The 26,982-nt window shown below is 65.0% G+C and carries 27 protein-coding genes; 12 read left to right on the forward strand and 15 right to left on the reverse strand.

Features of this window, described 5'->3' with window-relative positions:
- The 6 genes from FJ418_RS14285 to FJ418_RS14310 all read right to left on the reverse strand — a co-directional run bounded on the left by FJ418_RS14285 (position 1) and on the right by FJ418_RS14310 (position 4,810).
- Positions 1 to 711, reverse strand: coding sequence for an SDR family oxidoreductase (locus FJ418_RS14285; RefSeq protein ID WP_140866406.1), 711 nt, complete (start codon positions 709 to 711; stop codon positions 1 to 3).
- A 295-nt stretch (positions 712 to 1,006) separates the two neighbouring features.
- Positions 1,007 to 1,795: a FadR/GntR family transcriptional regulator gene (locus FJ418_RS14290; RefSeq protein WP_140866409.1), complete on the reverse strand. Its 789-nt coding sequence runs from the start codon at positions 1,793 to 1,795 to the stop codon at positions 1,007 to 1,009.
- Between the two features lie 152 nt (positions 1,796 to 1,947).
- Entirely contained in the window at positions 1,948 to 2,295 is a 348-nt protein-coding gene (locus FJ418_RS14295; RefSeq protein WP_140696701.1) for a RidA family protein, read from the reverse strand.
- 10 nt (positions 2,296 to 2,305) lie between these two features.
- Complete coding sequence (locus FJ418_RS14300) at positions 2,306 to 3,112, reverse strand: SDR family oxidoreductase (protein WP_140866412.1); 807 nt, start codon at positions 3,110 to 3,112, stop codon at positions 2,306 to 2,308.
- A complete protein-coding gene (locus FJ418_RS14305) occupies positions 3,105 to 3,917 on the reverse strand; it encodes a shikimate dehydrogenase (protein WP_140866414.1) in 813 nt (270 codons plus the stop codon). Before FJ418_RS14305 ends, FJ418_RS14300 begins: the two co-directional genes overlap by 8 nt.
- Before the next feature lie 2 nt (positions 3,918 to 3,919).
- Positions 3,920 to 4,810 (reverse strand): 2-hydroxy-3-oxopropionate reductase, encoded by an 891-nt coding sequence (locus FJ418_RS14310; protein ID WP_140866417.1) that lies wholly within the window; start codon positions 4,808 to 4,810, stop codon positions 3,920 to 3,922.
- Between the two features lie 110 nt (positions 4,811 to 4,920).
- Between FJ418_RS14310 and FJ418_RS14315 the strand changes: the two genes are divergently transcribed.
- Entirely contained in the window at positions 4,921 to 5,685 is a 765-nt protein-coding gene (locus FJ418_RS14315) for an aldolase/citrate lyase family protein (RefSeq protein ID WP_140866420.1), read from the forward strand.
- Positions 5,686 to 5,693: 8 nt separating this feature from the next.
- On the forward strand, positions 5,694 to 6,911 hold the full coding sequence (locus FJ418_RS14320) for an FAD-binding oxidoreductase (RefSeq protein WP_140866422.1): 1,218 nt from the start codon (positions 5,694 to 5,696) through the stop codon (positions 6,909 to 6,911).
- Between the two features lie 170 nt (positions 6,912 to 7,081).
- Here the strand turns inward: FJ418_RS14320 and FJ418_RS14325 are convergent, their stop codons facing one another.
- The 3 genes from FJ418_RS14325 to FJ418_RS14335 all read right to left on the reverse strand — a co-directional run bounded on the left by FJ418_RS14325 (position 7,082) and on the right by FJ418_RS14335 (position 10,307).
- Positions 7,082 to 8,437 carry a glutamine synthetase family protein gene (locus FJ418_RS14325; protein WP_140866425.1) on the reverse strand — a complete coding sequence of 452 codons (1,356 nt, stop codon included), beginning with the start codon at positions 8,435 to 8,437 and terminating at the stop codon, positions 7,082 to 7,084.
- Between the two features lie 229 nt (positions 8,438 to 8,666).
- Positions 8,667 to 9,365: a GntR family transcriptional regulator gene (locus FJ418_RS14330; RefSeq protein ID WP_140866428.1), complete on the reverse strand. Its 699-nt coding sequence runs from the start codon at positions 9,363 to 9,365 to the stop codon at positions 8,667 to 8,669.
- A gap of 129 nt (positions 9,366 to 9,494) precedes the next feature.
- Positions 9,495 to 10,307, reverse strand: coding sequence for a LuxR C-terminal-related transcriptional regulator (locus FJ418_RS14335; RefSeq protein WP_226892117.1), 813 nt, complete (start codon positions 10,305 to 10,307; stop codon positions 9,495 to 9,497).
- A gap of 118 nt (positions 10,308 to 10,425) precedes the next feature.
- Here FJ418_RS14335 and FJ418_RS14340 point away from each other — a divergent pair, with 118 nt between their 5' ends.
- The 9 genes from FJ418_RS14340 (at position 10,426) to FJ418_RS14375 (ending at position 19,144) form a co-directional block, all read left to right on the forward strand.
- Complete coding sequence (locus FJ418_RS14340; protein WP_140866430.1) at positions 10,426 to 11,562, forward strand: ABC transporter ATP-binding protein; 1,137 nt, start codon at positions 10,426 to 10,428, stop codon at positions 11,560 to 11,562.
- A complete protein-coding gene (locus tag FJ418_RS14345; RefSeq protein WP_140785721.1) occupies positions 11,543 to 12,706 on the forward strand; it encodes a spermidine/putrescine ABC transporter substrate-binding protein in 1,164 nt (387 codons plus the stop codon). The genes FJ418_RS14340 and FJ418_RS14345 overlap by 20 nt, the downstream gene beginning before the upstream one ends.
- A 77-nt stretch (positions 12,707 to 12,783) precedes the next feature.
- A complete protein-coding gene (locus tag FJ418_RS14350; protein ID WP_140866433.1) occupies positions 12,784 to 13,647 on the forward strand; it encodes an ABC transporter permease in 864 nt (287 codons plus the stop codon).
- Positions 13,647 to 14,459: an ABC transporter permease gene (locus tag FJ418_RS14355; protein WP_140654373.1), complete on the forward strand. Its 813-nt coding sequence runs from the start codon at positions 13,647 to 13,649 to the stop codon at positions 14,457 to 14,459. The genes FJ418_RS14350 and FJ418_RS14355 overlap by 1 nt, the downstream gene beginning before the upstream one ends.
- Positions 14,460 to 14,470: 11 nt before the next feature.
- Positions 14,471 to 15,232 carry a glucose 1-dehydrogenase gene (locus FJ418_RS14360; RefSeq protein ID WP_140785723.1) on the forward strand — a complete coding sequence of 254 codons (762 nt, stop codon included), beginning with the start codon at positions 14,471 to 14,473 and terminating at the stop codon, positions 15,230 to 15,232.
- 147 nt (positions 15,233 to 15,379) lie between these two features.
- The gene (locus tag FJ418_RS31920; protein WP_181166937.1) at positions 15,380 to 15,541 is read left to right on the forward strand and encodes a hypothetical protein; all 162 of its coding nucleotides are present in this window, start codon (positions 15,380 to 15,382) and stop codon (positions 15,539 to 15,541) included.
- A 74-nt stretch (positions 15,542 to 15,615) separates the two neighbouring features.
- Positions 15,616 to 16,986, forward strand: a complete 1,371-nt coding sequence (locus tag FJ418_RS14365; protein ID WP_140866436.1) for a glutamine synthetase family protein — start codon at positions 15,616 to 15,618, stop codon at positions 16,984 to 16,986.
- Between the two features lie 2 nt (positions 16,987 to 16,988).
- Positions 16,989 to 18,290 carry an FAD-binding oxidoreductase gene (locus tag FJ418_RS14370; protein WP_140866439.1) on the forward strand — a complete coding sequence of 434 codons (1,302 nt, stop codon included), beginning with the start codon at positions 16,989 to 16,991 and terminating at the stop codon, positions 18,288 to 18,290.
- Between the two features lie 65 nt (positions 18,291 to 18,355).
- Positions 18,356 to 19,144 (forward strand): DeoR/GlpR family DNA-binding transcription regulator, encoded by a 789-nt coding sequence (locus tag FJ418_RS14375; RefSeq protein ID WP_246683044.1) that lies wholly within the window; start codon positions 18,356 to 18,358, stop codon positions 19,142 to 19,144.
- 112 nt (positions 19,145 to 19,256) lie between these two features.
- Here FJ418_RS14375 and FJ418_RS14380 read toward each other — a convergent pair whose 3' ends face one another.
- The 6 genes from FJ418_RS14380 to FJ418_RS14410 form a co-directional block, all read right to left on the reverse strand.
- On the reverse strand, positions 19,257 to 19,763 hold the full coding sequence (locus tag FJ418_RS14380) for an L-2-amino-thiazoline-4-carboxylic acid hydrolase (protein ID WP_140785726.1): 507 nt from the start codon (positions 19,761 to 19,763) through the stop codon (positions 19,257 to 19,259).
- The gene (locus tag FJ418_RS14385) at positions 19,760 to 20,545 is read right to left on the reverse strand and encodes an ATP-binding cassette domain-containing protein (RefSeq protein ID WP_140866442.1); all 786 of its coding nucleotides are present in this window, start codon (positions 20,543 to 20,545) and stop codon (positions 19,760 to 19,762) included. Before FJ418_RS14385 ends, FJ418_RS14380 begins: the two co-directional genes overlap by 4 nt.
- Entirely contained in the window at positions 20,542 to 21,543 is a 1,002-nt protein-coding gene (locus FJ418_RS14390) for an ABC transporter ATP-binding protein (RefSeq protein WP_181166938.1), read from the reverse strand. The genes FJ418_RS14385 and FJ418_RS14390 overlap by 4 nt, the downstream gene beginning before the upstream one ends.
- Positions 21,540 to 22,370 carry an ABC transporter permease gene (locus tag FJ418_RS14395; RefSeq protein ID WP_140866445.1) on the reverse strand — a complete coding sequence of 277 codons (831 nt, stop codon included), beginning with the start codon at positions 22,368 to 22,370 and terminating at the stop codon, positions 21,540 to 21,542. Before FJ418_RS14395 ends, FJ418_RS14390 begins: the two co-directional genes overlap by 4 nt.
- Positions 22,367 to 23,353: an ABC transporter permease gene (locus tag FJ418_RS14400; protein WP_140866448.1), complete on the reverse strand. Its 987-nt coding sequence runs from the start codon at positions 23,351 to 23,353 to the stop codon at positions 22,367 to 22,369. Before FJ418_RS14400 ends, FJ418_RS14395 begins: the two co-directional genes overlap by 4 nt.
- A 273-nt stretch (positions 23,354 to 23,626) precedes the next feature.
- The gene (locus FJ418_RS14410) at positions 23,627 to 25,237 is read right to left on the reverse strand and encodes an ABC transporter substrate-binding protein (RefSeq protein WP_140866451.1); all 1,611 of its coding nucleotides are present in this window, start codon (positions 25,235 to 25,237) and stop codon (positions 23,627 to 23,629) included.
- A 333-nt stretch (positions 25,238 to 25,570) separates the two neighbouring features.
- Between FJ418_RS14410 and FJ418_RS14415 the strand changes: the two genes are divergently transcribed.
- Positions 25,571 to 26,764, forward strand: coding sequence for a Xaa-Pro peptidase family protein (locus FJ418_RS14415; RefSeq protein ID WP_140866454.1), 1,194 nt, complete (start codon positions 25,571 to 25,573; stop codon positions 26,762 to 26,764).
- The last annotated feature ends 218 nt before the right edge of the window (positions 26,765 to 26,982 follow it).

Raw genomic sequence — 26,982 nt, forward strand, 5'->3', positions numbered from 1 at the left:
CTACTTGGTGCCGCTGGGCGAGGTCGGCCAGGTCGGCATGATGTCGAAACGGGTAACGTCGGCCCATGCCGGCAGCGCGAGCACCGTGACGACCATCCGGGCCACGTCGTCGGGCTGCACCACCTTGCTGGCGTACATGGCGGCGCGTGCCTTGGCGTCTAGGATGTCCTGGTAGAGCTGCGTCTCGACACGGCCGGCGACGATCTCGGTGACGCGCACGCCGGACGGGGAGAGGTCGGCGCGCAGCGCGGCGGCAAAGCCGGAGATCGCAGCCTTGGTGGCCGCATAGACGGCAATGTTGGAGAACGCGGCGTGGCCCGCGACGGAGCCGGTGAACAATATGTGCCCCGACTGCCGCTCGCGCATCTGCGGCACGACGAGGCGGGTGAGCAGGATCGCCGCGCTGAGGTTCACCTCCAGCGTGGTGTCGATGTCGGCGAGCTTCATGTCGGCGAAATTGCCGAGCGGCGGCATGATGCCGGCGTTGTTGATCAGCACATCGATGGTGAGATCCGCCAGCACCGCTTCCAGCGCCTCACGATCGGTGACGTCGACGGCGATGGGGACGATGCCCGGGCGCTCGGCCTGCAGGTCTTTGAGCGCCGCCTGGCTGCGGCCGGCCGCATAGACGTCGTAGCCGGCGTCGCTCAGCGCGATCGCCATCGCCCGTCCCATGCCGCTCGTCGCTCCGGTGATGAAGGCTGTCGTCACTTGGGCTTCCCCATTTGCGGCTTCCCCATTTGCCTGGTTTTCAGTGTGCGGCGCGGGCCGACGCCGCGAAACCAAGAAAACCAGCAAAAAGGAAAGATAAACTTTCGAAAGCCTTGCTGCCGACCGGAATATTCCAACCTTCCGGTGCGGCGGCAAATGCAGACAGCCCAAGGAAAACAACGTTTTCAGCGCGCGGGAGCGGGCCGTTGGCCGCAAACCGAGAAAAAACACGGCTTTCGCGAACGACTGGCTTGGCGCGCGGCGACGGAGGCGAACGACGTCAAAGCCGGCGAAACTATCCGGCTGTCGGCAAGGGCTTTCTCAGATCGGTGAAAAGCGAGGCGGCGGCGGCTTTCTGTTCTGCTTCGGTGGCCTCGATGCCCGAAGCTTTCGCCAGCGCGCGCACACGTCCCAGGCTGTTCTGCAGATGCTTGCGCATCGCCTGGCGGGCCTTGCTTGCGTCCTGGCTTTCGATGGCATCGACGATCGCCTTGTGCTCGCTGTGGATGCGCGCGTAGTAGCTGTCCTTGAGCGCGGGCTCGACCACGTAGCCGAGCTGGAATCGCGGCACGATCATCGGCCCGAGATAGCTCAAGAAGCCGTGGATGAATTCATTGCGCGCAGACTTGGCGATGGCGAGGTGGAAATCATAGTCGTAGTGGATCTGGACGGCGGTGGGGTCCGCATGCCGGGCGTCGATCTCATCCATCATGGCGCGGATGTCGCTTGCCTCCTTGTCGGTCCGCCGTTCCGCGCAGAGCCCGGCGGATTCCACTTCGACGCTCAATCTGAGCTCAAGCAACGCGATGGTCTCCGGCAATGTCCGCAGCGCCTCCTCCGGAATCGAGAAATTGCGCGGCGCGGGCGTTTCGCTGACGAACATGCCGCGCCCCTGTTGCGGCACAACCATGCCCTCTGAGCGCAGCCGCGCCACCGCCTCGCGCACGACGGTGCGACTGACGTCGTATTCGGCGCAAAGTTCCGCCTCCGTCGGCAGTTGAGCGCCGGGAACCAGCGATCCGGAGCGGATCTTTTCGGACAGGCTCTCCGCCACGACGGTGGACAGCGGCTTGCGCTTCGTCATCGGTCTCCCCTAGAGCAATTCCAGGAAAAGTGTGTAGCGGTTTTCCGTCGGGAATTGCGTAGAAACAAAGAGATAGAGCGGTTCGGCGTTTCCGTGAAACGCTGAAACGCTCGACCCAGATTCGGGGATGATGCCCGAACCGGCAGGACCATTCAAACCGCCGCGGTGACGATCAGTTCGACCAGCATGCCGGGCTTGGCCATCCGGCCTTCGCCGGAGGATCGCGCGGGCGCGTGCTCCTTCGGCATCCAGGCGTCCCAGACCGTGTTGACCTCGTCGAAATCGCGCACGTCGTCCAGCCACATCTGGACGTGGAGGATGCGCGTCTTGTCCGTGCCTGCCTTGGCAAGCAGTGCGTCGATCTTGCCGAGCACCTCGCGCATCTGGTCGGCCGCCGATTGGCCGGGCCGGGCGACCTGGCCGGTGAGGTAGAGCGTCCCGTTGTGGATGACGCCGTGATGGATGCGGGTGTCGAAGTCGAAGCGCTGAATGTCGCTCACTTGTTCTCTCTCAGATTGCCGGTGTCTGCCGGATGGGGTTGCCTTGCAGGTACTGCGCGTATGGCGCCTGCACGAGCCAGCCGGCATCGACCGGAAGCGTGACGCCGGTGATCGACGCGGCGCGGTCGGAGCAGAGGAACAAGGCAGCCTCTGCGACGTCGCGCGGCTCGACGAAGCGGCGCAGCGCAGTCGTAGCCTGGATGGCTTGCGGGTTGCGCTCGCCCTTGGCGATCTTTGCCTTCAGCCCGTCCGACAGCGTGTAGCCGGGCGCCACGGCATTGACGCGAACACCATGCGGGCCGAGCTCGGCGGCCAGCATTTGCGTCAGCGCCAGGACAGCATGCTTGCCCGGCGTGTAGGCCGGCAGCGACAGTGGCGCGAAAGAGGCAAGTGAGCCGACATTGAGGATCGCGCCGCGCCCGGCAGCCGACATCAACCGGCCGAACACCTGGCAGCCGAGCAGCGTGCCGCGATAGTTGATGCGCCACATCCGCTCGTCTTCGTCGAGATCCTGGTCGAGAACGTGCTTGCCGCTTTGCAGGATACCGGCGCAGTTGACCACGACCTGTGGCGTGCCGAACGCATTGCTGACGTCTCGCGCCAAGCCTTCGACCGAGGCGGGATCGGCGACATCGGTTTGCACGAAAAGAGCGCGCGGCGCGCCGGCACTCTCGCAAGCGTCGGCGGCTTCCTTGCCTCGGACGGCATCGCGGCCGGCGACGACAACCTGATAGCCGGCCCCGGCGAAGCGCTCGGCGATCGCGCGGCCTATGCCGGACGTGCCGCCGATGACGACGGCGGTCGGTGCGTCAGCCATTGCGGCGATCCTTGCGCTCGATGTCGAAGAATTCGGCCATGGCCTCGACCTGGAAATCCATCATCGGGCGCCCCGGCTGGATGCGGCAGCCGATCTCCTTCGCCGCCTTGAGCAGTGCCGTCTCGGCCGGCTCCATGATGATGTCGACGACCGTCATCTGCGGCGTCAGTCTGCTGACGTCCATCGGCAATGGATCGCTGGCCTTCAGCCCGGACGGCGTGGCGTTGATCGCCATATCCATGCCGGACGGATCGGGTCCTCCGATCTCGATGCGGCAGTTGGGAAAAGTCTTGCCGACCAGCGAAGCGAGTTTTTGCGCGCGTTCCTTGTCGATGTCGGCCAGACGGATTTCCGCAGCGCCTTCTTCGGCAAGGCAGTAAGTCAGCGAGGCGCCCGCGCCGCCGGCGCCGACCTGAAGGATGCGCTTGCCTGCGATCCGGTGTCCGCCGGCCTTCAGTCCTTCGATGAAGCCGACGCCGTCGAAATTGTCGGCATACCAGGTGCCGTCCGCCTGCCGCCGGACGGAATTCGCGCTCTGCACGCGCGAAGCGCGATCATGGGCGGCGGCGCATTTGTGGAAGACCGGAACCTTGTACGGCACCGAGATGATCACGCCCCGGATGTTCTCGGCTGCCGTGATGCCGGCCCAGAACGTGTCGAAATCCTCCGGGCGGCAACTCAGCGGCACCATCAGGCTGTCGAGCCCCTTCTGCTCGAAGATATCGTTGAAGATGCCGGGGCTTTTCGCATGGCCTACGGGATGGGCCAGCATGACGAAGACATCGGCCTTGCCGGTTCCGCGCATCGTTATTCCTTTCCGTTTGAGAGTTCGTGATGACTGAGGATTTCGAGGGCTCGAACGAGTGAAGAATGGTCGGCCTCCGCGCCGCCCGCCCGGGCCGAGCAGGCATTCATCAGCTGTTGTGCCGTTGCGGTGCTCGGCAAGGCAACGCCGAGCGCGCGGGCGCTTTCCAGCGCAAGATTGAGATCCTTCTGATGCAGCCGGACACGAAAACCCGGCGCGAAGCTGCGGGCGATCATGCGTTCGCCATGCACCTCCAGGACCCGCGACGAGGCGAAGCCACCCATCAGCGCGCCGCGCACCTTTGCCGGATCGCAACCGGCCTTGCTGGCGAAGACCAGCGCCTCGGCGACGGCCTCGATGTTGAGCGCGACGATGATCTGGTTGGCGATCTTGCAGGTCTGGCCGGCGCCGTTGTTTTGCCCGATCAAGGTGATGTTCTTGCCGAGCTTCTCGAAGATCGGCAGCGCGCGCTCGAATTCGGAGGCCGGCCCGCCGACCATGATGGTGAGGCTGGCCGACTTGGCGCCGACCTCACCGCCGGAGACCGGCGCATCGAGATAGCCTGCGCCTGCCTGCCTTATCTTCGCGGCGAAGCCGGCCGTGGCGATTGGACTGATCGAGCTCATGTCGATGACCAGCTTGCCGGCCGAAATTCCTTCCAGCACGCCGTTCTGCCCGAACAGGACGCGCTCGACGTCGGGCGTGTCGGGCAACATGGTGATGACGAACTCGGACGCCCGCGCCGCCTCGGCGGGAGAGGCAACCACCGATGCGTCGAGGGCCTCCGGCAGGGGAGAGCGGTTGAGGACCGTGACGATCTCATGCCCGGCATCGGCGAGATGCCGAGCCATCGGCGCGCCCATGACGCCAAGTCCGATGAAGCCGATTTTCATAGGCAACTCCCATGCGGCGCCGAAGCGCCTTGCAGCTCAAGTTAGGCATATGATATAGGACATCATACAAATTTCAATGCACCTTCTTCACGACTGGAGACCGATCGCACATGCAGGAGCGCGTCAACTCGCTGAAGGCGGCTGTACAGGCCGGCCGGGCTCATATCGGCATCTGGTGCTCCCTGGCTTCGGCGCTCACCACCGAAGTCGTTGCAGGCTCCGGGGCGGGCTGGCTGCTGATCGATGGCGAGCACAGCCCGAACGACCTGCGCAGCATCATGGCGCAACTGCAGGTCGCGGCGGCGTTTCCCTGCGAAGCCGTGGTGCGCTTGCCATCCGACGATCCCAATCTGATGAAACAGGCGCTGGATGTCGGCGCCCGCAGCCTGATGATCCCGAATGTGCGCACGGCCGAGCAGGCGCGCGCAATCGTCGCCGCGATGACCTATGCGCCGGGCGGCTTCCGCGGTTTCTCGGTCGGCCACCGCGCCAATGCTTTCGGTCGCATCGCCGGCTACCACGCCAAGGCGCGCGAGCAGCAATTGCTTGCCGTGCAGATCGAGGACGGGGCTGGTGTCGCGAACGCCGCCGAAATCGCGGCGGTGGACGGTGTGGACGTTCTGTTCGTCGGGCCGGGCGACCTCTCCACCAATATGGGCGCGATGGGCAATCCTGGCGCCGGGCCTGTGCAGGAGGCGATATCGTCGGTACGCAAGGCCGCCGCCTCGGCAGGCAAGGCCAGCGGCATCCTGGCTCCCGTGAAGGCCGATGCGGACCGCTACCTCGCCGACGGCTTCACCATGGTGGCGGTCGGTTCCGATCTCGGCTTGCTGGCGCGGGGTTCGGACGCCCTGGTCGCCTCGTTCAATCGGTAGGCATAATCATGGCAATCCCCCCATACAAAGCACCGTCGCGCAACGCCTATGACATCGTCATCGTCGGCGGCGCGGTCGTCGGCTCGTCGACGGCCTATTGGCTGAGCCAGGCGCTGGGCAGCGGCGCTTCGATCCTCGTGGTCGAGCGCGACTCAAGCTACGAATTCTCCTCGACTGCGCTTTCCACCAGCGCGATCCGCCAGCAATATTCCAATCCGATCAATGTGAAGATCAGCCAGTTCGGCATCGAGATCATCCGTGGTTTCCAGGAGCGGATGGCCCCGTTCTACACGAACGAGCCGGCGCCCGATCTCGGCTTCAAGGAGCACGGGTATCTCTATTGCTGCTCGCCCGAGGGTGTGGAGGCGGCGCGTGAACGGGTCGAGCTGCAGCGCAGCCTCGGCGCCCATACCGTCTTCCTCGAACCGGGCGCCTTGAAGGAACGTTTTCCGTGGCTGAATGTCGACGATCTCGGCGGCGGTTCGTGGGGCGCTCGCGAAGAGGGCTGGTTCGACTCCATGGGCATGTTGAACGGCTTTCGCCGCGCCGCTCGGGGCAGCGGTGTCGAATATATCGACAATGCCGTGACGGCGCTGGACGTCGTTGACGGGCGGGTCGTCTCGGTGCGGCTCTCGACGGGCGAGACGGTCGCTTGCGGAACGCTGGTCAACGCGGCAGGTCCGCGAGCCCAGCAGGTCGCCGCCATGGCCGGGCTGTCCATTCCGGTCGCGCCCTACAAGCGCTACAGCTTCGTGTTTGCCAGCGCCAATGCGATCCCGGGCCGCATGCCCAATGTCATCGACCTTTCAGGCACATTCGTGCGGCCGGAGGGCGAGCTTTTCCTCACCGGCAACACGCCGCAGGGCGACGGGCCGGCCAGCTACGACGACTTCGAAATGCATTTCGAGGAGTTCGACGACCATATCTGGCCGGCGCTCTGGCACCGCATCCCGGCCTTCGACGCGCTGAAGGTGCAGACGAGCTGGACCGGCCATTACGAATACAACATGCTCGACCACAACGGCATTGTCGGCTTCCACCCGCAAGTGAAGAACTTCATGTTCGCCAACGGCTTTTCGGGGCACGGCCTGCAGCAGTCGCCGGCGGTCGGCCGTGCGGTGTCGGAGCTGATCGTCCACGGCGCGTTCCAGACGCTGGACCTTTCGCCATTCTGCTATGAAAGGATCGCGCGCAACGAACCGTTCCTCGAGGAAGCGGTGATCTAGAATCATGCAGATGCAGGGTATCGCAAATCTACGGGCAGACAGACAGGGAACGAATTGCAGCATGCCCGAGCGAGGCGTTCGCTGCCAATGCAAGCGGGACGCCATCAGATAATCCGCGCGGCCAGGCGCCTGGCCCGGTAGTTCAGGATTGCGGCGGTGACCCACGCACCTCAAACACTTTCGAGATAGGTCTCGATCTCGAAGTCGCTGACATTGAGCGCGAAAGTGTTCAGCTCCTGGCGCTTGCAGGCGATAAAGGCGTCGCGCAGCACGTCCGGGAATATCTCCGCAACACGCGGACCGGTCTCGAAGGCGGCGATCGCCGAGGCCCAATCGGGCGGCAGCTTGGCGAGTGTCAGCCCCTGGCCCTCGCCGCCGGTCGGCTCGCCGGGCGAGAGCTGGCGCTTGATGCCGATCAACGCCGCGCCGAGGATCGCCGCCAGCACCAGATAGGGATTGGCGTCGGCGCCGGAGACGCGATGCTCGATGCGCCGCGCCGCCGACGGGCCGCCCGGAATGCGTATCGCCACCATGCGGTTTTCATAACCCCAGGCGACGGCGGTCGGCGCATAGGAACGCGGCCGCAGCCGGCGGTAGGAATTGAAATGCGGCGCGAACACCAGCGTGCTTTGAGCCATCGCGGCAAGCAGGCCGCCAACCGCGTGGCGCATGGTGTCGGAGCCCTGGTCCGAGCCGTCATCGAAGATGTTGCGGCCGTCCTTGTCGAGGACGCTGAAATGGACATGGAAGCCATTTCCGGCGCGTTCGCCATAGGGCTTGGCCATGAAGCAGGCGGCGAAGCCATGTTTGCGAGCAATGCCCTTGACGGTGCGCTTGAAGAGCACGGCGTCGTCCGCGGCGCGCAGGGCGTCGGGCACGTGGTTGAGATTGATCTCGAACTGGCCGACGCCGTTCTCGGCGATCGCGGTGTCGACCGGAATGTCCTGCATGCGGCAGGCTTCGTAGATATCGTGGATGAAGGCTTCGAAATCGTCGACCTCGTCGATCGAAAGCGCCGCGTCGGAATCGAGACGCCGCCCGGTTACCGGCGAAACCGGTCCGACAGGCCGCTGCGACGTCGGATCGACAAGGTAGAATTCGAGTTCGGTCGCGGTAACGGGCGTCAGGCGGAGCGCGGCGTAGCGGTCGAGGATGCGTGCCAGCGCGCGGCGCGGATCGCCGAGGTAGGGGGCGCCGCTGTCGTCCGCCAGCCAGACCGGCAACAGCGCCGTCGGGTGCGCCGTCCAGTTGACGGGCAGTATGCCGCGCCCCGTCCAATGGCAAAGCCCGTCGGCGTCGCCGGTCGAGAACACCTGGGCGTTGCCTTCGATGTCCTCGCCCCAAATGTCGAGCCCGATGGCCGAATAGGGCATGCGCAGCTTGCCTTCGAGCGCTTTGCGCGCCTGCTCGACCGGAATGCGCTTGCCGCGCATGATGCCGTTCAGGTCGCACACCGCCGCCCGCAGGCTCTGGATGTCCTTCCTGCCGTCCAGCCACTTCAAAACGTCCGCAATCGCATCGCTCAATTTCCAGCCCCTTTTCTAGGTGCTGTAGCCCTGTCGGCTACGATATCCAATTTTCAGCTTGTGAGTTCGTGAAGGCCAACACGGCTGACGCCGGGTGGGTTTCCTTCATTTTTTCAAGTCACTAGCTGGGATATCGGGCGGCATTTCGGGTCCAAATTGTGCGATCTGCGATCGCAACATAGCGACCCGATCGACGAAAGCCAAGCCGGATTCGAGGCCGGCCTGGCCGTCAGTGGCGCAGTTCCGGAAATTTCACCTGGCCGAGGATGTGGGCCGCGCCCTCGGCGATATCGCGCACGATCGCGGCGCGCGCCCTTTCGCCGTCGCCGGCCTCGATAGCCGCCACGACCTCCTCGTGATAGTCGATGCCGAGAATGCCGGCCAGGTCATCCTCGAAGCCGATGTGCAGGTTTCGCAGGAAGGGGCCGACCTGCATCCATACCGTCTCGATCAGGAAGAGCATCTGCTCGTTGCCGCAATGGCGGTAGATCGAGAATTTGAAGTCATAGTTCTTGCGCAGATAGTTATCGATCCCGCCGCCGCGGGCGGCTTCGGTAAGCTCGGCGCAGTGGCGCCGGATCGCGCGCAGATTGTTGCCGTTGACGAGTTTCGTCGCGAGCTCGGTGGCCGTGCCTTCCAGGATCGTGCGCACGGCGGTCAGTTGCTGGAAGCGGTCGGCCGAAATCAGCGGCACCTCGACGCTGCCGTTCGGCATCGGGCTCAGGGCTCTCAGCGCCTGCAGCCGCATGAAGGCGCTGCGCACCGGCATGTCGCTGGTGCCGAGCTCCTTGGCGAGCTTGCGCGAGGTCAGCTTTTGGCCTGGCTGGAGTTGCCCCGACATCAAGGCGCGCACGAGCTCCAGATAGACTTTCTCATGCAGGGGAACGGTATCGACAGCGGTCAGTCCGAATTGCGATTTGTCGGCCATTGGCGATACGCTGCTTCATCCGTCCCGAAATCTGTTTCGTCACCTAATCCGCCGCCGGGATAGCTGGCCGGTCGTTTCGGCCGCACGATAGACGCTCAACGCGAACCGCCGCAAGGGCGGCCGGCGTTGCTATCCGATCCGCGCGTCGATGATCTCGACGAAGCGCGCGAAGAGACCCGCCTGCGACTTGATCTTGAGCTTGCGGTAGATGTTGCGGCGGTGGACCTTGACGGTCCCCGGCACGATCCTGAGCGCCCTGGCGATCGATTCCGTGGAATGGCCCTGAAGCACCAGATCGACGACCTGTTTTTCACGTGAGGTCAGCGACAGGCTCTTCCAGATATGCGCGCGATCGAGTTCGTTGGCCGTTGCGATGGTCTCGCCGGAGGGCTGGGTCGAGACCTCTTCGGCAGGCAGGGACGGCCAGTGCTGCCTGCAGAAGCCGATCACCGCCGGCGCCATGTCGCGCAGCAGCCTGGCATCCGCCGTTCCGAACGGCCCGGTGGCGCGCAGCCGCATCAGCGACAGCACCAGCGCGTCCTTGCCGGCCAGCGGCACGAAGAAGCCGACTTCCTCGGCAAGGCGGGTCTGGCTGTAATAGGACCGGTAATATTCGCTGGCATAGAAGCGGTCGGGCGCAAGCTCGCGCATGCGCCAAAAGCCTTCCTTGCGCTCGACGGCGGCGTGATGGAAGGGGTCGAGCAGATAGGGTCCTTCCTGATAGAGCGCGACGAAGATGTGGCTTTCGGCCGGCGAGAAGGTCTCGAACAGGAGCGGCGGCCTCGCGGCGCCGCGATAGCCGAAGATCACGCAGTGGTCGAAACGGACGTGCCCGCGCAGCCAGCCGACGATAGCCTTGCCGAAATGGTCGCCGCCGGTCTCGCGCGACGCGGCGATGACGGTGGCCAAGGCGTTGTAGTCGTCACTGCGGGAAGCGGCCAACTCATACCCCTCCAAACGATAAAATCGGCTAAATATACCACCTGCGAGGTATATACTAGGCGGCATTGCCTCTGCTAGCGTCAGGGCATTGCCTCACGCTGTCGCTGGAGCCCGTGGCTTGACTGCAGTGCCCGATATCGAATTTCGCGCGGTCACCAAGCGCTATGGCGCGGTCACCGCGGTCAGCGGCATCGACCTTGCCATCCCACCTTCCGCCTTCGTCGCGCTGCTCGGCCCCTCAGGCTGCGGCAAGACGACCTGCCTTCGCATGATCGGCGGCTTCGAGCAGCCGAGCGAAGGCCAGGTGCTGATCCGCGGCCGCGACATGGCCGGCACACCGCCCTACCGGCGGCCGGTCAACATGGTGTTCCAGCAATATGCGCTGTTCCCGCATCTCGATGTCGAGGAGAACATCTCCTACGGGCTGCGCCAGGCGAGACCCAGGCTGTCGTCGCGCGATATCTCCTCGAGGGCCGGCGAGGCGCTGGCCATGGTGCAGCTCGCCGGCTACGGACGCCGCAAGATCCACGAGCTTTCCGGCGGCCAGCAGCAGCGCGTGGCGCTCGCCCGCGCCCTGGTCAACAAGCCGGCGGTGCTGCTGCTCGACGAGCCGCTGGCGGCGCTCGACAAGAAGCTGCGCACCGACATGCAGATCGAGCTGCAGAATCTGCAGCGCGAGATCGGCATCACTTTCGTGCTGGTCACCCACGACCAGGAGGAAGCGCTGTCGATGAGCGACTTCGTCTGCGTCATGAATGGCGGCCGCGTCGTCCAGATCGGACAGCCAAGCGAAATCTATGATGAGCCGGCGGATCTGTTCGTGGCCGATTTCGTCGGCAAGACCAATCTCGTCAGCGGCAAGGTGGCCGGGCTCTCGGGCGATTTCGTCGATGTCACGCTCGCCGACGGCACTGTGATTTCGGCGCGCAAGCGGTTGCCGCTCAGCCGCGGCGAGGCCGTCTCCGTCAGCCTCCGGCCGGAATCGCTCAGCCTCTCGACCCCTGGAAAGGGCAGCCTGAAAGGCATCGTCCGCAACCGCATCTTCCTGGGTTCGACCGCGGAATACGCGATCGAGGTCCCGGGCATCGGATCGCTGCTCGCCAAGGCCGATCACGTGATCGGCCAGGGCAATCTCTTCAAGCCGGGCGAACCCGTCGCCATCGGCTTTGCCGCCGGAGCGCCGCTGGCGTTTCCGCACGCCAACAATAACGGGACCAACCAGAGGGAAGACCAACATGCCGAAATCCTATCGTGACGGACTGCCGATAAGCCCCGATAAATTCGTCGACCAGTTGATGCGCCTGAAGCGCGGCTCGATCAGCCGGCGCGATTTCCTCGGCCTCACCGGCCTCGGCGTCGCGACCGCGGTGATGGCGCGCGAGCTCGGCATCATGCCGACGCCAGCTTTTGCCGCTGAGAACCTCGGCGACCGCATGTCGATCGCCACCTGGCCGAACTACCACGACCCGCAGACCTTCGAGAATTTCAAGGCCGATACGGGCGTCGCCGTCGAGGTCAACGTCTTCGGCTCCAATGAGGAGATGCTGGCCAAGCTGCAGGCCGGCGGCTCGGGCTGGAGCCTGTTCGTGCCGACCAACTACACCATCTCGACCTACAAGAAGCTCGGCATCATCGAAGCCCTCGACATGGCCAAGCTCGGCAATTTCGATGGCAAGTCGGAAGATGCACGCTTCACCGCCGAGGGCACGATCGACGGGACGACCTACGCTGTGCCGAAGAACTGGGGCACGACCGGTTTTGCCGTGAACACCAAGAAGCTCACCAAGCCGATGTCGAGCTGGAAGGAATTCTGGGACACGGCGATGGCCGAAGGCGACGGCCGCACGATGGTGCACGACTATCAGCTGACCACGATCGGCAATGCGCTGAAATATTACGGCTATTCCTTCAATTCGCTGAAGCAGGACGAGCTCGCCAAGGCGGAGGAACTGCTGCTCAAGGTCAAGCCGCATCTGTTCGCGGTGTCGAGCGACTATCAGCCGGGAATGCGCGCCGGCGATGCCTGGATGACGATGTGCTGGACCAATGACGGGGCGCAGCTCCATCGCGACATCCCCGAAATCGCCTATGTGCTCGGCAAGGAAGGCGGCGAGATCTGGACCGATTTCTACGCGATTCCGAAGGATGCGCCGAACAAGCCGGCTGGCTACGCGCTGCTCAACTACCTGATGAACCCGAAGGTCGCGGTGAAGGAGCATCTGGCCAATGGCGCGCCCTCGACCGACGCGCGCGTCAACGCGCTGCTGCCGAAGGAAGTGCTGGACAATCCGATCCTCTATCCGGCCGCCGACCTGTTGAAGCCACTGGAGTTCGGCGCCGCCGCGACGCTCACCGATCCGGGCCGCGCCGAGCTGATGGCGCGCTTCAAGTCGGCTTGAGCGGGAACGGCCACAAACCCGAACCAGACAATGCGACCGGCGGACGGATGTCCGCCGGCTCCCAACCGGCTTTATCGATGCGCGGCAGTCTCTTTCGCAAAAACCTCATCACGGCGCTGCTGCTTGCTCCGGCGGCGCTGTGGCTGGTCGTCTTCCTGGTGCTGCCCTTCGTTGCCATCGCTATCTTCAGCGTCGGCGAGCGAGCGCCCGAAGGCGGCTACCAGGCAGCGCTGACTTTCGCTCAATACGCCAACCTGCCGGCGCGGGCGACCGCGTTCTGGAACACGATGATGCTGGCCCCCGTCGGAGCGCTCGCCTGCCTGCTCGTCGCCTATCCCGTCGCCTATTATCTGGCGCTGCGGGCACCGGATCGCTGGCGATTGATCCTGCTCGCGCTGATCGTCATCCCGTTCTGGACCAGCCTTCTGATGCGCACCTATGCCTGGATGTACATCCTCGGCGGGCGCGGCATCCCGGCCCTGCTCGCCTATGTCGGCATCGAAGACCTGCGGCTGATCAACACGCCGGGCGCGGTTCTGCTCGGCATTGTCTACGGTTACCTGCCGCTGATGATCCTGCCGATCTATGTCAGCCTGGAGCGGCTCGACCGCTGGCTGCTGGAGGCTTCCGCCGATCTGGGTGCGACGCCGCTGTCGACCTTCCTCGGTGTGACGCTGAGGCTGTCTCTGCCCGGCGTCATGACCGGCTTCTCGCTGGTGATGATCCTGCTGCTCGGTGAGTACCTGATCCCGACGCTGCTCGGCGGCGGCAAGGTGTTCTTCATCGGCAACGCGCTGGTCGATCTCTTCCTGCAATCGCGCAACTGGCCGTTCGGATCGGCTATCGCCATCACGCTGGTGCTGGTCTCGGTCGTGGTGCTGATCGTCGCCAATCGCATCTCGACCCGGCTCTCGGGCGCACGCCGGGTGGACCTGATCTGATGCGCGCCTTCGTCTTTGCCGTCTTTGCCTTCCTCTATCTGCCGATCGCGCTGGTCGTGCTGTTCTCCTTCAATGCCGGGCATCATGCCAGCGAGTTCACCGGCTTCTCGGTGCAATGGTACGGCAAGGCGCTGTCCAATCCCTTCCTGGTCGAAGCGCTGAAGAACAGCCTGTTCATCGCCACGACGAGCGCGCTGCTCGCGGCCTTCTGCGGCACGGCCGCGGCGCTCGGGCTGCAGCGCGTCGGCGCGCGGACGCGGGCGCTGTTCGACGCGCTGCTGGGCGCCGCGATCGTCGTTCCGGGCGTCGTCATCGGCATCTCGACGCTGGTGGCGCTGGTGCAGCTCTTCGCCGTCCTCAATCCGTTCCTCGCTTCGCTGTGGCCGACCGACCAGCCGCCGCGGCTCTCGCTCGGCTACGGCTCGATCATCGCCGCGCACGGATTGTTCTCGATGGCGCTGGTGACGATGATCGTCGGCACGCGGCTCAGCAGCCTCGACCGCAATCTGGTCGAGGCCTCGAGCGATCTCTATGCCACGCCGCTGACGACGTTCCGATCGATCGTGCTCCCGCAGATCATGCCGGCGGTGATCGCCGGCTTCCTGCTCGCCTTCACCTTCTCCTTCGACGACTTCATCATCGCCTTCTTCGTCGCCGGCGCGCAGACCACGCTGCCGATCTATGTCTTCGCCTCGATCCGGCGCGGCGTGACGCCGGAGATCAATGCCATCGCGACGATCGTGCTCTGCGCATCCGTCCTGCTCGTGCTGCTTGCGCAATGGCAGCTCGGCCGTCGAAAGCCATCGCCTTGAAAGAGCAATCCATGATCCTGAAAGACCGTATCGCCGTGGTGACGGGCGCGGGGTCGGGCATCGGGCGCGCCGGGGCGACGATCATGGCCAGGGAAGGGGCGCTCGTGGTGATCGCGGACCGCGATCCGGCGGCGGGCGAAGCCACCGCCTCCGGCATCCGCGACGCCGGCGGCCGCGCCGAGGCTGTCGCCACCGATGTCGGCAACGACACGGCCGTCGAAGAGCTCATCCAGGGAACGCTCGGCAAGCACGGCCGGATCGATATCCTGCACAGCCATGCCGGCATCCAGGTCGGCGGCACGCTGACGGAAGTCGGCACCGACGGCATGGACGCCTCATGGCGCATCAATGTGCGGGCGCAATTCCTGGCGGCGAAGACCGTCATGCCGGCGATGATTGCCCAAGGTGGCGGCGTCATCCTCAACACGGCGTCCAATTCCGGAGTCTTCTACGACCGCGAGATGATCGCCTATGCCACCTCAAAGCACGCCGTGGTGGCGATGACCCGGCAGATGTCGCTCGACTACGCCAGGCACAATGTGCGCATCAACGCGCTCTGCCCGGGCTGGGTCGACACGCCGTTCAATGAGCCGTTCATCGCCCAGATGGGCGGCCGCGACGCGATCGAAAACTATGTCCGCACCAAGATCCCGATGGGGCGCTGGGCGAACGCGGAGGAGATCGCCGAAGCGATCCTGTTCCTCGTCTCCGACCGCTCGTCTTTCATGACCGGGCAGGCGCTGGTCGTCGATGGCGGCGAGAGCATCGGCTGATCTGGTCCAGCAAAGCGGACTTGCGCCGGCGGCGATGATCGGTCAAACCATAATTCCACCTTTAGTGAGACCCGTCATGCAAGCAAAACATCAATACCGCGAAAGGCATCCGATTTTTGCCTGCGGTATCTCGTTTGCGCGTACGGGGTGTCGCTGATCATGCGCTGCTGCCGTCACGAGAACCTGCAGCGCGCGGAGGAGACCAAGGTCGGCTCGCATGTCGTTCGCGACGGCTGGACCGAAGGCGTGCAGGGCGCGCTGGACCCGGCCTTTCGGCCGGTCATCAGGCGGGCGTCCGTTCTCGGATAACGCAGCTTAGAAAACGCCCCACCCGGAACGGACATGCCCGCCGAAGCGATCTCTCCTTCGTACGGACATGACCAATGCCTGACAATCTGAACACCTCATTCCCCGGCGCGGACACGCAAGGCTGGCTGAAGACGCACGCGATCAACGAAGTCGAATGCTTCGTGCCCGACGTCAACGGCGTGCTGCGCGGCAAGACACTGCCGGTCGCGAAATTCCTCAAATCGCTCGAGGATCGCGCGCTCTACCTGCCGAGCAGCGCCTTCCTGGTCGCCATCGACGGCCGCTATTCCGGCTCCATCGACGAGGGCTTTGCCTATTCGGACCCCGACATGCGCATGGTGCCGGACACTTCCACGCTGTGCGTCGCGCCCGGCAGCGCTGGAAAGGCCTATGTCTTTGCCGACACCTTCCATATCGACGACCGGCCGTGGATGGCCTCGCCGCGCCATGTGCTGAGGTCCGTGCTCGACCTTTACCGCCGGCGTGGCTGGCGCGCGGTGATGGCGCCGGAGCTCGAATTCTATCTCACGGCGCCGAACCCTGATCCGGATCGCCCGATCACCGCGCCGACCGGGCGCAACGGTCGGCCGGAAAGCGTGCAGCACCCTTACGACATGCAGGCGATGGAGGAGTTCGAAGCAGTGACGCGACGGATCTACGAACATGCCGCCGTCACAGGTCTGCCGCTCGACACGCTGATCCACGAATCCGGCACGGCGCAGCTCGAGATCAATCTCCTGCATGGCGATCCGCTGGCGCTTGCCGACAAGGTGCTGTTGTTCAAGCGCCTGGCGCGCCAGGCGGCGCAGGCGAATGGCATGCACGCCACCTTCATGGCCAAGCCGATCGCCGCGCAGGCCGGCAGCTCGATGCATCTGCACATGTCGATCGTCGATGAAGCGGGCGAGCCCTTGTTCGCCAGCGAAGACGGCGAGGACACCGGGATGTTCGCGCAGTTCATCGGCGGCCTGCAGAAATACATCCCCGAAATCATGCCGCTGTTCGCGCCCAACGTGAACTCCTACCGGCGCATCCGGCCGAACCACAGCGCTCCCGCCAATATCGAATGGTCGCACGACAACCGCTCCTGCGGCCTGCGCGTGCCGATGGGCGGGCGCGCCGCGCGCCGCATCGAAAACCGGCTGCCGGGGGCGGACGCCAATCCCTACCTTGCCATGGCCGGCTCGCTGATCGCCGGCTATCTCGGTATCGAGGAGAAGCTTGCGCGCTCGGAAGAGGCCTTCGGCAATGCCTATAAAAGCAAGAGCACACTGCCAAAGACGATGGAGGAGGCGCTCGACCGCTTCGCGGCCTGCGAGCCCGTGCGGGCGCTGCTCGGCGAGGATTTCTTCCAGACCTATCTGCGCGTGAAGAGCGTCGAGCTCGACCTGTTCCAGAGCGTCGTGACGTCCTGGGAACGCGACCATCTGTTGCTCAAGGTGTGACCATGGCTTCGCGTTCGACAGGTTTCAATTCCGGTCTCGATATCGGCAAGTCCTATTATGTCGCCACCGCCCATCCGGCGCCCGACCATCCCGCACTTGCCGGCGATGTCGAGGCCGATCTGGTAGTGGTCGGCGGCGGCTGCACCGGCCTTTCGGCGGCGCTGCATGCGGCCGAGCGTGGTCTCAAAGTGGTGCTGCTCGAAGGCGGCAAGATCGGCTGGGGCGCCTCGGGCCGCAATGGCGGCCAGATGATCCCGGGCCTGCGCAAGGGCGCCAGGGGCCTGGTCAAGAGCTTTGGGCCGGAACGGGCAAAGGCGCTGTTCGACCTCGCCTTCGAGGCGCGCGGGCTGGTGCTCGACATCATCAAACGTCACGGCATCGACTGCGATCTGCGCCAGACCGGCCATCTGGTCGGCGCCGTCAGCGCTTCGGATATGCGCGACTTCGAGCAAGAGGCCGAATGCCTCGCCAATGTGATGAACTTCACCGATGTCGAGATCCTGTCGGCTTCGCAGGCGCGTCAAATGGTGGATACGCCTTATCAGGGCGCGGTCTACGAAAGGCTCGGCTGCCATATGCATCCGCTGAACTACACGCTGGGGCTTGCCCGCGCCGCGTCCGCCGCCGGCGTCGTCATCCATGAGAACTCGGTTGCCGTCCGGCTGGAGCGGGAGCCATCGATCCGGGTGTTCACCGACAAGGGTTCGGTCCGCGCCAGGCATGTGGTGCTGGCCGGCGATGCGCTGCTCAAGGGATTGGAGCCGCGCGTCAACAGCCGCATCATGCCGGTCGGCAATTACATCGTCGCCACCGAACCACTGGAGGGCGCACGCAATGTCATCCCGGCCAATGTGGCGGTGTCCGACACGCGCTTCGTCGTCAACTATTACCGGATGTCGGCCGATGGCCGCCTGCTGTTCGGCGGTGGCGAGCGCTACACGCCGTCGCCGCCGGCCGACATCGCCGGCTTCGTGCGGCCGCATATGGAAAAGACCTTTCCGCAGCTCCAGGGCTGCCGCATCGATCATGCCTGGGGCGGTCTGGTGTCGGTGACGACGTCGCGCCGGCCGCATGTCGGGCATTATGGCGAGGTCTATTTCGCGCATGGCTATTCCGGCAAGGGCGTCATCCTGTCGACGCTGTCGGGCAAGCTTCTGGCGGAAGCGATCACGGGCGATGCCTCGCGGCTCGACCTGTTCTCGACGCTGACGCCGCTGCCGTTCCCGGGCGGCACGGCGCTGCGCGGTCCGCTCTATGTGCTCGGCATGCTGTGGTACGCCATGCGCGATCGGCTCAGACACTGACGCTGGCTTTCCTGTCCCCGGCATGGCTAATGTCTCCGCGCCGGGGGCCTTGAGAGGGAAGAGCGATGAATATCGAGCCGGGCCGGCTGACGAAGAAGGAGCGCCATGAGCTGATCCTGTCGGAGGTGCGGCGCTCGGCCTCGATCCGCATCTCGAAGCTTGCGCGCCGGATCGGCGTCGCCGGCGAAACCATCCGCCGCGACCTGATCGAGCTCGGCGAGGCGGGGCTCATCAACCGCACCTATGGCGGCGCCACCATTTCGCTGGTGACGTCGGAACCGGTGATCGCCGAACGCGGCCTTACCATGGTCGAGGAGCGGGCTCGCGTCGGACGCGGCGCCGCCGGACTGATCGAGCGAGGCCGCATCGTGATGATCGATGGCGGATCGACCACCTACGAGGTCGCGCGCAGCCTGTCGCAGCTCGGCCGGGATCTGACGATCATCACCAACTCCGTCGGCGCCGCCTCGGTGGCCGGCGCCAACCCCAGTTTCCGCGTCATCCTTTGCCCGGGCACCTATGACAGCCGCGAGGCCGCCGTGCTCGGCGAGGATACGGTCGAATTCGTGCGGCGCTACAATGCCGACGTCGCCATCATCGGCGCCTCGGCGCTGAATGCCGAAGGCCCGAGCGACATGATTTCGGGCGCCGCGGCGGTGAAGCGCGCGATGATGGGACGATCGCTGTCGACGATGCTGGTCGTCACCAACGACAAGTTCGGCCGCAGCGGACTCGAACGCGTCTGCGCGCTGAGCGAGATTTCCGACGTCGTCACCGACAGCGAGCCGGCAGCGGCACTGCGCGCCGCGATCGACGAGGCAGGCGGCGAGCTGCACGTCTTTGCCGAGAGCTAAAGCGCGTCGCGATCTTTCAGATCCGCTCCGTGCGCTTTAGGGCTTTGATTTTACGCATGTCTTTGTCCCGAAACCGGTTCCCCCTTTCGGGAGACATGCTTTAATTTCGTGGCTAAGCGTCTCGATTGGTCAGCGCGATGTGGCAGCAGCCGGAGCCGTGGCCCGGTGTCCAGGTGACATTGGCGAAGCGCACGCCGGTCGCTTCGAACAGGCCGCGGTCGAAGGCGCCGGCGATGCGGCAGAGCGTGGCGAGTTTCTCCTCGCCGACGCCGGCCTCGACCCAGGCATCCTTCAGCGGGCAGCGCTTCACCTTGAAGGCAATGTGGTCCTGCCCTCGCTCGACATCGGTGGGATACATGCGCCCGCCATCCGGGCTGACGGCGAGAAACGCTTCGCCGATCGCCGGCGCGTCATTGGGGCCGAAGCCGGCGAAGGCCGCCGCCGCGACCTCCCGGCCGCGCTTCTCGATGCTGCGGATCATCACCGCCTCGGCCTTCTCGGCGCCGAGCTCGGCGGTCAACTCTTCGAGGAAGAGGCGGTAGAGGTCGGCGCGGTTGCGGAAGGCGGAGTCGAGCTCGCCCGACAACTTTTCGGCTCTGGCGGATTCGGGATCGGTCATGGTGAGTCCTGATTGGTTCTTACAAGCTTCGGCGTCGCCGCCACCAGCGCCTTGCCGATCGCCGATTGCGGGTTGGCGATGACGGCGCGGGCATCGCCGCTCTCGGCGACCCTGCCGGCATCGAGGATGATGACGCGGTGCGCCACGGCACGGATGACGCCGAGGTCATGGGAAATGAACAGATAGGCGATCCGTTCCTGCCGTTGCAGGTCGAGCAGCAATTCCAGGATCTGCCCGCGCACCGATACGTCGAGCGCCGACACCGCCTCATCGAGGACGATCAGCGACGGTCGCGTGGCGATGGCGCGGGCGATCGCCACGCGCTGGCGCTGGCCGCCGGAAATCTCGTGGATGGCGCGTCGGGCAAGGCCTGAATCGAGGCCGACGCGCTCGAGCAGCGCCGCGATCCGGCGCGGGCGTTCCGCGCGCGAGGCGACGGTGTGAACGCGCAGGGGATCGTCCAGCACGCGCGCCACCATGGCGCGCGGATTGAAGGCGGCGAGCGGATCCTGGAACACCATTTGCAGGCGGGCGCGGCGCGCGCGCAGCGCGGCGCCCGACAGCGCGAGGAAATCCGGGCCTTCGAAGTCGATGCGGCCGGCATCGGGCTCGATCAGACGCAGCACCAGCCGCGCGATGGTGGATTTGCCGCTGCCGGAGGGACCTGCCAGCGCCAGCGTTTCGGCCGCCTCGATCTCGAAGGACACGTCGTCGACCGCCGCGAAAGGCCTGCCGCCACGATGGTAGCGCTTGGCGAGACTGGAGACGGCAAGCACGGTCATGCCGAGGCGCCTTGCCGGCCAAGCAAAGGCTTGGCGTCGAGGCCAAGATGGGCATCGAGCAGGGACCGCGTATAGGCATGGCGCGGCGCGTTGATGATCTGGTCTGTCTCGCCGAGCTCGATCGGTTCGCCGTGGCGCAGTACCGCGATACGATCGGCAAGCGAGGCGGCGAGCGCGATGTCGTGGCTGATGAAAAGCAGCGTCACGCCGTCCTCGGCCACCAGCCTGCGGATCAGGGCGACAATCTCGGCCTGGACGATGGTATCGAGCGCGCTGGTGGCTTCGTCGGCGATCAAGAGCTTTGGTCCGGCAGCGATGGCGGCGGCAATCGCCACGCGCTGCTTCTGGCCGCCGGAGAGCTGGTGCGGGTAGGCGTGGAGGGTGGCGCCAGGGTCGGGCAGGCGGACGCGTTCGAGGAGGGTTTTGGCCCTTGCGAGGGCCTGCGACCGGTTCAGGTTAAGGTGGGTGTGGGCGACTTCGGCGATTTGTCTGCCGACTGTCATGACCGGGTCGAGGCTGGAGGAAGGGTCCTGGAAGATAAAACCGATGTCGCGGCCGAGGCGGGGTGCCTGGTTTTCGCCAATCGTGGATAGGTCGCGTTCTGTCGCGCCCCCCTCTGTCCTGCCGGACATCTCCCCCACAAGGGGGGAGATTGAACTGTCGCGTCTGCTTTCGCCAATGGCCGGCGTTGCAAAAGGAGAGCCGGCGACGGAACTGCTGATCTCCCCCCTTGTGGGGGAGATGTCCGGCAGGACAGAGGGGGGCGCGAAGGAACGGGACGATCGAGGTTTCTGCCACTCAATCGAACCTTCGATCTTGGCCGACCTCGGCAGCAATCCCGCAATCGCCAGCGCGAGCGTGCTCTTGCCGGACCCGCTTTCGCCGATGATCGCCAGGCGCTCGCCGGCTTCTACATCCAGACTCACGCCCTTCAGCGCCGGCACACCATCGGGGCCGTAGCATATCGTCAGATCGCGGATGGAAAGCAGCGCCGTCACGACAGGCTCCTGCGCACGGCGGTGCTTTCCACCACGCCTTCGCCGGCGAGATAGACGCCGAGCACGGTCAGCACCAGCGCGATACCGGGAACGACCGACAGGAAGGGCGCGGTTCTCAGCACCGTACGTCCCTCGGCGATCATGCCGCCCCAGGTGACGCGGTTGGGGTCGCCGAGGCCGAGGAAGGAGAGCGCCGCTTCGGTGAGGATCGCCGCCGCGACGATCACCGAGGACAGCGCCAGCACCGGCGGCAGGGCATTGGGCAGCACCTCGCGAAAGGCGATTTCGAGCGGATGCATGCCGATGACGCGGGCGCCGGCGACATAGTCGCGCTCGCGGATCGACAGGACTTCCGCGCGTGCCACCCGCGCCGGTCCGGTCCAGGCGCCGAGCGCGATCGCCGCGACGACGACGCCGAGCGAGGGGCCGACAATGCTGACGAAGGCGAGCGCCAGCAGGAAGCTCGGCACTGTCTGGAAGGCGTCGGTGACGCGCATCAGCATTTCGTCGACGAGCCCTCCGGCAAAGCCGGCCAAAGTGCCGATCACCGCGCCGATCAGGAGCGCCGCGGCGGCCGCCGCCAGGCCGACCGCCAGCGAGGTGCGGGCGCCATGGAACAGCTCGGCCAGCACGTCGCGACCGAGCCGGTCGGTGCCGAGCGGCAGCGACCAGTCCTGGAACGGCGGCAGCAGTGCCGGCCCGGCGATCGCCTGCGGGTCGCCGGGAAACAGCAGCGGCGCCGCCAACGCCATCACGATGAGCAGGGCCAGGATGATTGCGCCGGCGAATGCTTCCGGCGTGCGCAAGAAACGACGCAGGCGGTTCATGCGCTGGCCTCGCCGGCGCCGACGCGCGGATCGAGGAAAGCGTAGGCGAGGTCGACCAGGAGATTGATGACGATGACGAGGACGGCGCTGACCAGGATGATGCCGAGCAGCAGCGGCGTGTCGCGCCCGGCGACGGCTTCCTGCGCCAGGCGGCCGAGGCCCGGCACGGCAAAGACGCTTTCGATGACGACGCTGCCGCCGAGCATCTGTGCCGATTGCAGGCCGAGCATGGTGATGAGCGGCAGCAGCGCGTTGCGGGCGACGTGGGCAAGCACGATGCGGTGGCGCGGCAAGCCTCGCGCACGAGCGGCAAGCACGAAATCCTGCCGCCAGGCCTCGGCCATGCCGGCGCGCATCATGCGCAGATAAAGCGCAAGATAGATGAAACCGAGGGCCGAGACCGGCAGCACGAGATGGGTGGCGATGTCGGCGGCCCGCGCCAACCCGGTCTTGCCGGAGGCGATGGTCTCGATGCCGCCGATCGGCAGCCAGCGCAGGTCGACGGCGAAGACGACGATGAGCACAAGGCCGAGCCAGAAGCCGGGCACGGCATAGAGCGCCAGCGAGCCGATCGACAGGAAGCGGTCGCGAAAGCTGCCGGGCCGGGCGCCGGCATAGATGCCAAGCGCCGAGCCCAGGCCGAAGGAAAGCGCGGTGGCGCTGCCCATCAGGACCAGCGTGGTCGGCAGGCGTTCGAGGATGACATCGCGGATCGGCCGCGAGAAGGTGACGGACTGGCCAAGGTCGAGATGCAGCAGCGCCCAGAGGTAGTTGGCTAGCCGCGTCAGTTCCGACTGGTCCAGGCCCCAGCGGTGGCGCAGCAATTCGATCATACCGGCATCGCCACCGGTCGAGACGATATAGGCGTCGACCGCGTCGCCGGGGGCGGCTTCGAGCAGCAGGAAGCTGCCGATGACGACGATCAGCAGCACGAAGACGCTGCCGACGAGACGGCGGCGGAAAAGCGTGAGGGCGCGCGTCATGCGCGCCTCGAGGGTTTGGAGAAAGGCTCGCTATAAGAAATGCCGAGCCCAGGCACCCCCCTCTGTCCTGCCGGACATCTCCCCCGCAAGGGGGGAGATTGGCTGTCATCGACGGCTTCGCCAATCTCCAACTTTGCAGAACTGGCGGGACGGACAAGCTGCTGATCTCCCCCCTTGCGGGGGAGATGTCCGGCAGGACAGAGGGGGGTTGGCGGGAACTCGGTCTTTGCCCAAGTTCCCATTCTCTCGCGAATTCTCATCCGCGCGAATGTGTCACGATTCCAAATAAGTGTCCGCCCAGTTCGAAACCGCCCAGCGCGGGTTGTTGGCGATGTTGCCGACCGTATCGCGCGCGACGGAGATGAAGCTCCATTCGGCGACGTTGATCAGCGGCAAATCGGCCGCCACCTTCTTCTGGAACTCCTTGTAGAGCTCGGTGCGGGCTGACGTATCGAGCGTCTCCGAAGCCTTGGCGATCAGCGCGTCGAGGTCGGCATTCTTGTAGCCGCCCTGGTTGGAGAAGGGCACGCCGTCCGGAATGCCGCTCTGCACCAGGATGGTGGTGGAAATCGCCGGGTCGCCGCGGAACACCGGCGGGCCGACGGCGAGGTCGAAGGCATGGTCGGTGTAGACCGCCTTGATATGGGCCGCCGAGTCGTTGTTGACGATCTCGGCGTCGATGCCGATTGCCGCGAGCGCCTGGCGCAGATAGTCGCCGAACTGCTTCGTCTCGTTGAAGTAGGGCGCCGGCAGCAGCTTCAGCGCAAAGCGCTTGCCGTCGTCGGCGCGCCTGTAGCCGGCCTCGTCCAGCAGCGCATTGGCCTTGGCGACGTCGAAAGCATAGGTCTGCACGTCGGCGATGTAGAATTGCGGATCGTTTTTCGGCACCGGGCCGGTGGCGGTCGCGGCGTAGCCGAGGAAGATCGTCTTGACGACGAAATCCTTGTCGATGGCATGCGCGATCGCCTGCCGCACTTTCAGGTCTGCCAGTTCCTTGCGGCGGTGGTTGATCTCGATGACGAGCTGGTAGGTCAGCCCCTCATAGCCCTTGGTGATGACCTTGAGACCCGGCACCTTGGAAATGCGGTCGAGGTCGGCGAGCGGCACGGCAGAGAAGGCGGCAAGCTGGATCTCTTCTGCCTCGAGCGCAGCGGCGGCCGAGGTGCGATCGGGGAGCACCTGGTAGACGATCTCGTCGAGATAGGGTTCGTCCTTGCCCCAATAGGCGTCGTTCCTGGCCAGACGGTAATATTGCCCGGCCTTGTATTCGGCGAACTTGAACGGGCCGGTGCCGACCGGCGCGTTGTTGGCCGGATTGTCCTCGATCTTGCCCACTTCATAAAGGTGCTTCGGCACGACGCTCGACAGCGCCGGCAGTGCGTTGCGGATCAGTTGGAACGGCGTCGGCTTGGCGAATTTGAAGACCGCCGTCAGCTCGTCCGGCGTGTCCACGGCCTCCAGGTCCTTGAACACTGTACGGCCGAGATTTTGCAGCGGCTTCCAGATCTGCAGCGCCGAGAAGGCGACGTCGGCGGAGGTGAACGGCTTGCCGTCATGCCATTTGACGCCATCGCGCAACTTGAAGGTCACCGACAGGCCGTCGGCCGCACCTTCCCAGGAAAGCGCCAGACGCGGTTCGAGCCCATCCTTGCCGTCGAAGGAGGCTTCGGCCAGCGTCTCGACGATCTTGCTCGAGATGAAGAAGACACCGTTGGAGGCGACGATCGCGGGGTTGAGGTTGCGCGGCTCGGAATCGGCGGCGAGGATCAGCCGGCCGCCCTTCTTTGGCGTCTGCGCGAAGCCGATCGTCGGCAATGCGGTCGAGGCCAGAAGCAGCGCCGAGCCGGCCAGCAGGCCGCGGCGTGAAATCGTCAATTCGGACATCGCTCAAACTCCCCTCTTCGCGCCGTGGCAGGCGCGGCAATCCGGTGATTATGGCCCTTGGCAAAGGTTTCGCCAGAGACGGATTTGGCGCATCATGGCTTGGCTTTGAAATTTCCGTCCGCTGGACCAGCCAGCCGAAAGAGGCTCTCATGCCCTATCTGGTAGGACCATATTATAGAGAGCAGGATCAGGATTCGGGCAGAAACCGCCTTTAGCGCGAAAGTGATCAATTCTGGCTGGACCAGAGTGGTCAAAATGATGCAGATTTGGCCGACAGCCATAAATCATGACGTTCGGCGCTTCCTGCGGCCGATGAAAAACAGGGAGAGGCAGATGAACATCGCTCCGGGCAAAACCGAGGTCAGCAGCGTTCCGTTCGACCAGGCGCGGGTGGACCGGCTGATGGACGACGCCGGCATCGACGTGCTCTTCACCACCTCCAAGCACAACACCCAATATCTGCTCGGCGGCTACAAGTTCATCTTCTTCGCGGCCATGGATGCGATCGGCCACAGCCGCTATTTGCCGATCGTCCTTTACGAGAAGGGCGGGCCGGAACATGCGGCCTATATCGGCAACAAGATGGAAGGCGGCGAGCACCAGAACCATCCGTTCTGGACGCCGACCTTACACGCGGCCTGCTGGGGCACGCTCGATGCCGCCAATCTGGCGGTGGAGCATCTGCGCCAGATCGGCAAGTCGGCGGCCCGCATCGGCATCGAACCGGGTTTCCTGCCCTCCGATGCCTATATGCTGATCCGCAAGGCGTTGCCGGATGCCAAGCTGATCGATGCGACCGACATGCTGGAACGGATGCGCGCCATCAAGACCGAGGCGGAGCTGGAGCAACTGCGCATCGCCTCCGAGCTGATCACCGATTCCATGCTGGCGACGATTGCCTGGGCGCGGGAAGGCACGAGCAAGACCGACATCATCGAGCGGCTCAGGCGCGAGGAGACCAATCGTGGCGCGCATTTCGAATATTGCCTGCTGACGCTGGGCTCCAGCCACAACCGCGCCGCCTCGAGCCAGGCTTGGAAGAAAAGCGAGGTGATGTCGATCGATTCCGGCGGCAACTATCACGGCTATATCGGCGACCTGTGCCGCATGGGCGTGCTCGGCGAGCCGGATGCCGAGCTGGAGGATCTTCTGGCCGAAGTCGAAGCGGTGCAGCAGGCTGCCTTTTCCAAGGTCAAGGCAGGTATACTGGGCGGCGACATGATCGCGCATGCGGAGAGCGTGCTGAAGGCCTCCAAGGTCGCGGCCTACACGGATTTCTTCGCCCACGGCATGGGACTGATCACGCATGAGGCGCCGTTCCTGATGACCAACCATCCGGTCGCTTATGAAGGCACCTATGCGGCGAAGCCACTGGAAAGGAACATGGTGCTGTCGGTCGAGACCACCATGCTCCATCCGTCGCGCGGCTTCATCAAGCTGGAGGATACGGTCGCCGTCACCGACGCCGGCTATGTGATGTTCGGCGACCGCGGGCGTGGGTGGAACAGGGGCGGGACGGCAGCTTAGCCTCGACGTCGCTCCCCCTCACCCGGATTGCCCCGAATTGCGAAGGGCAATTCGGGCAATCCGACCTCTCCCCGAGGGGCAGGGGAATCGCATATGGCGTTTTTTGGGGTTGAGTTTAGGCTGAGAAGAGATTCTTTGGGAAGGCAGTCCAATGAAGGAGCGACTGCCATTTCCTGCCTTGAGAGCTACTTTGGCGCGGTGCCTGATCCCCGCGCGCC

The sequence above is a fragment of the Mesorhizobium sp. B2-8-3 genome (assembly GCF_006440815.1).
Classification (GTDB): domain Bacteria; phylum Pseudomonadota; class Alphaproteobacteria; order Rhizobiales; family Rhizobiaceae; genus Mesorhizobium.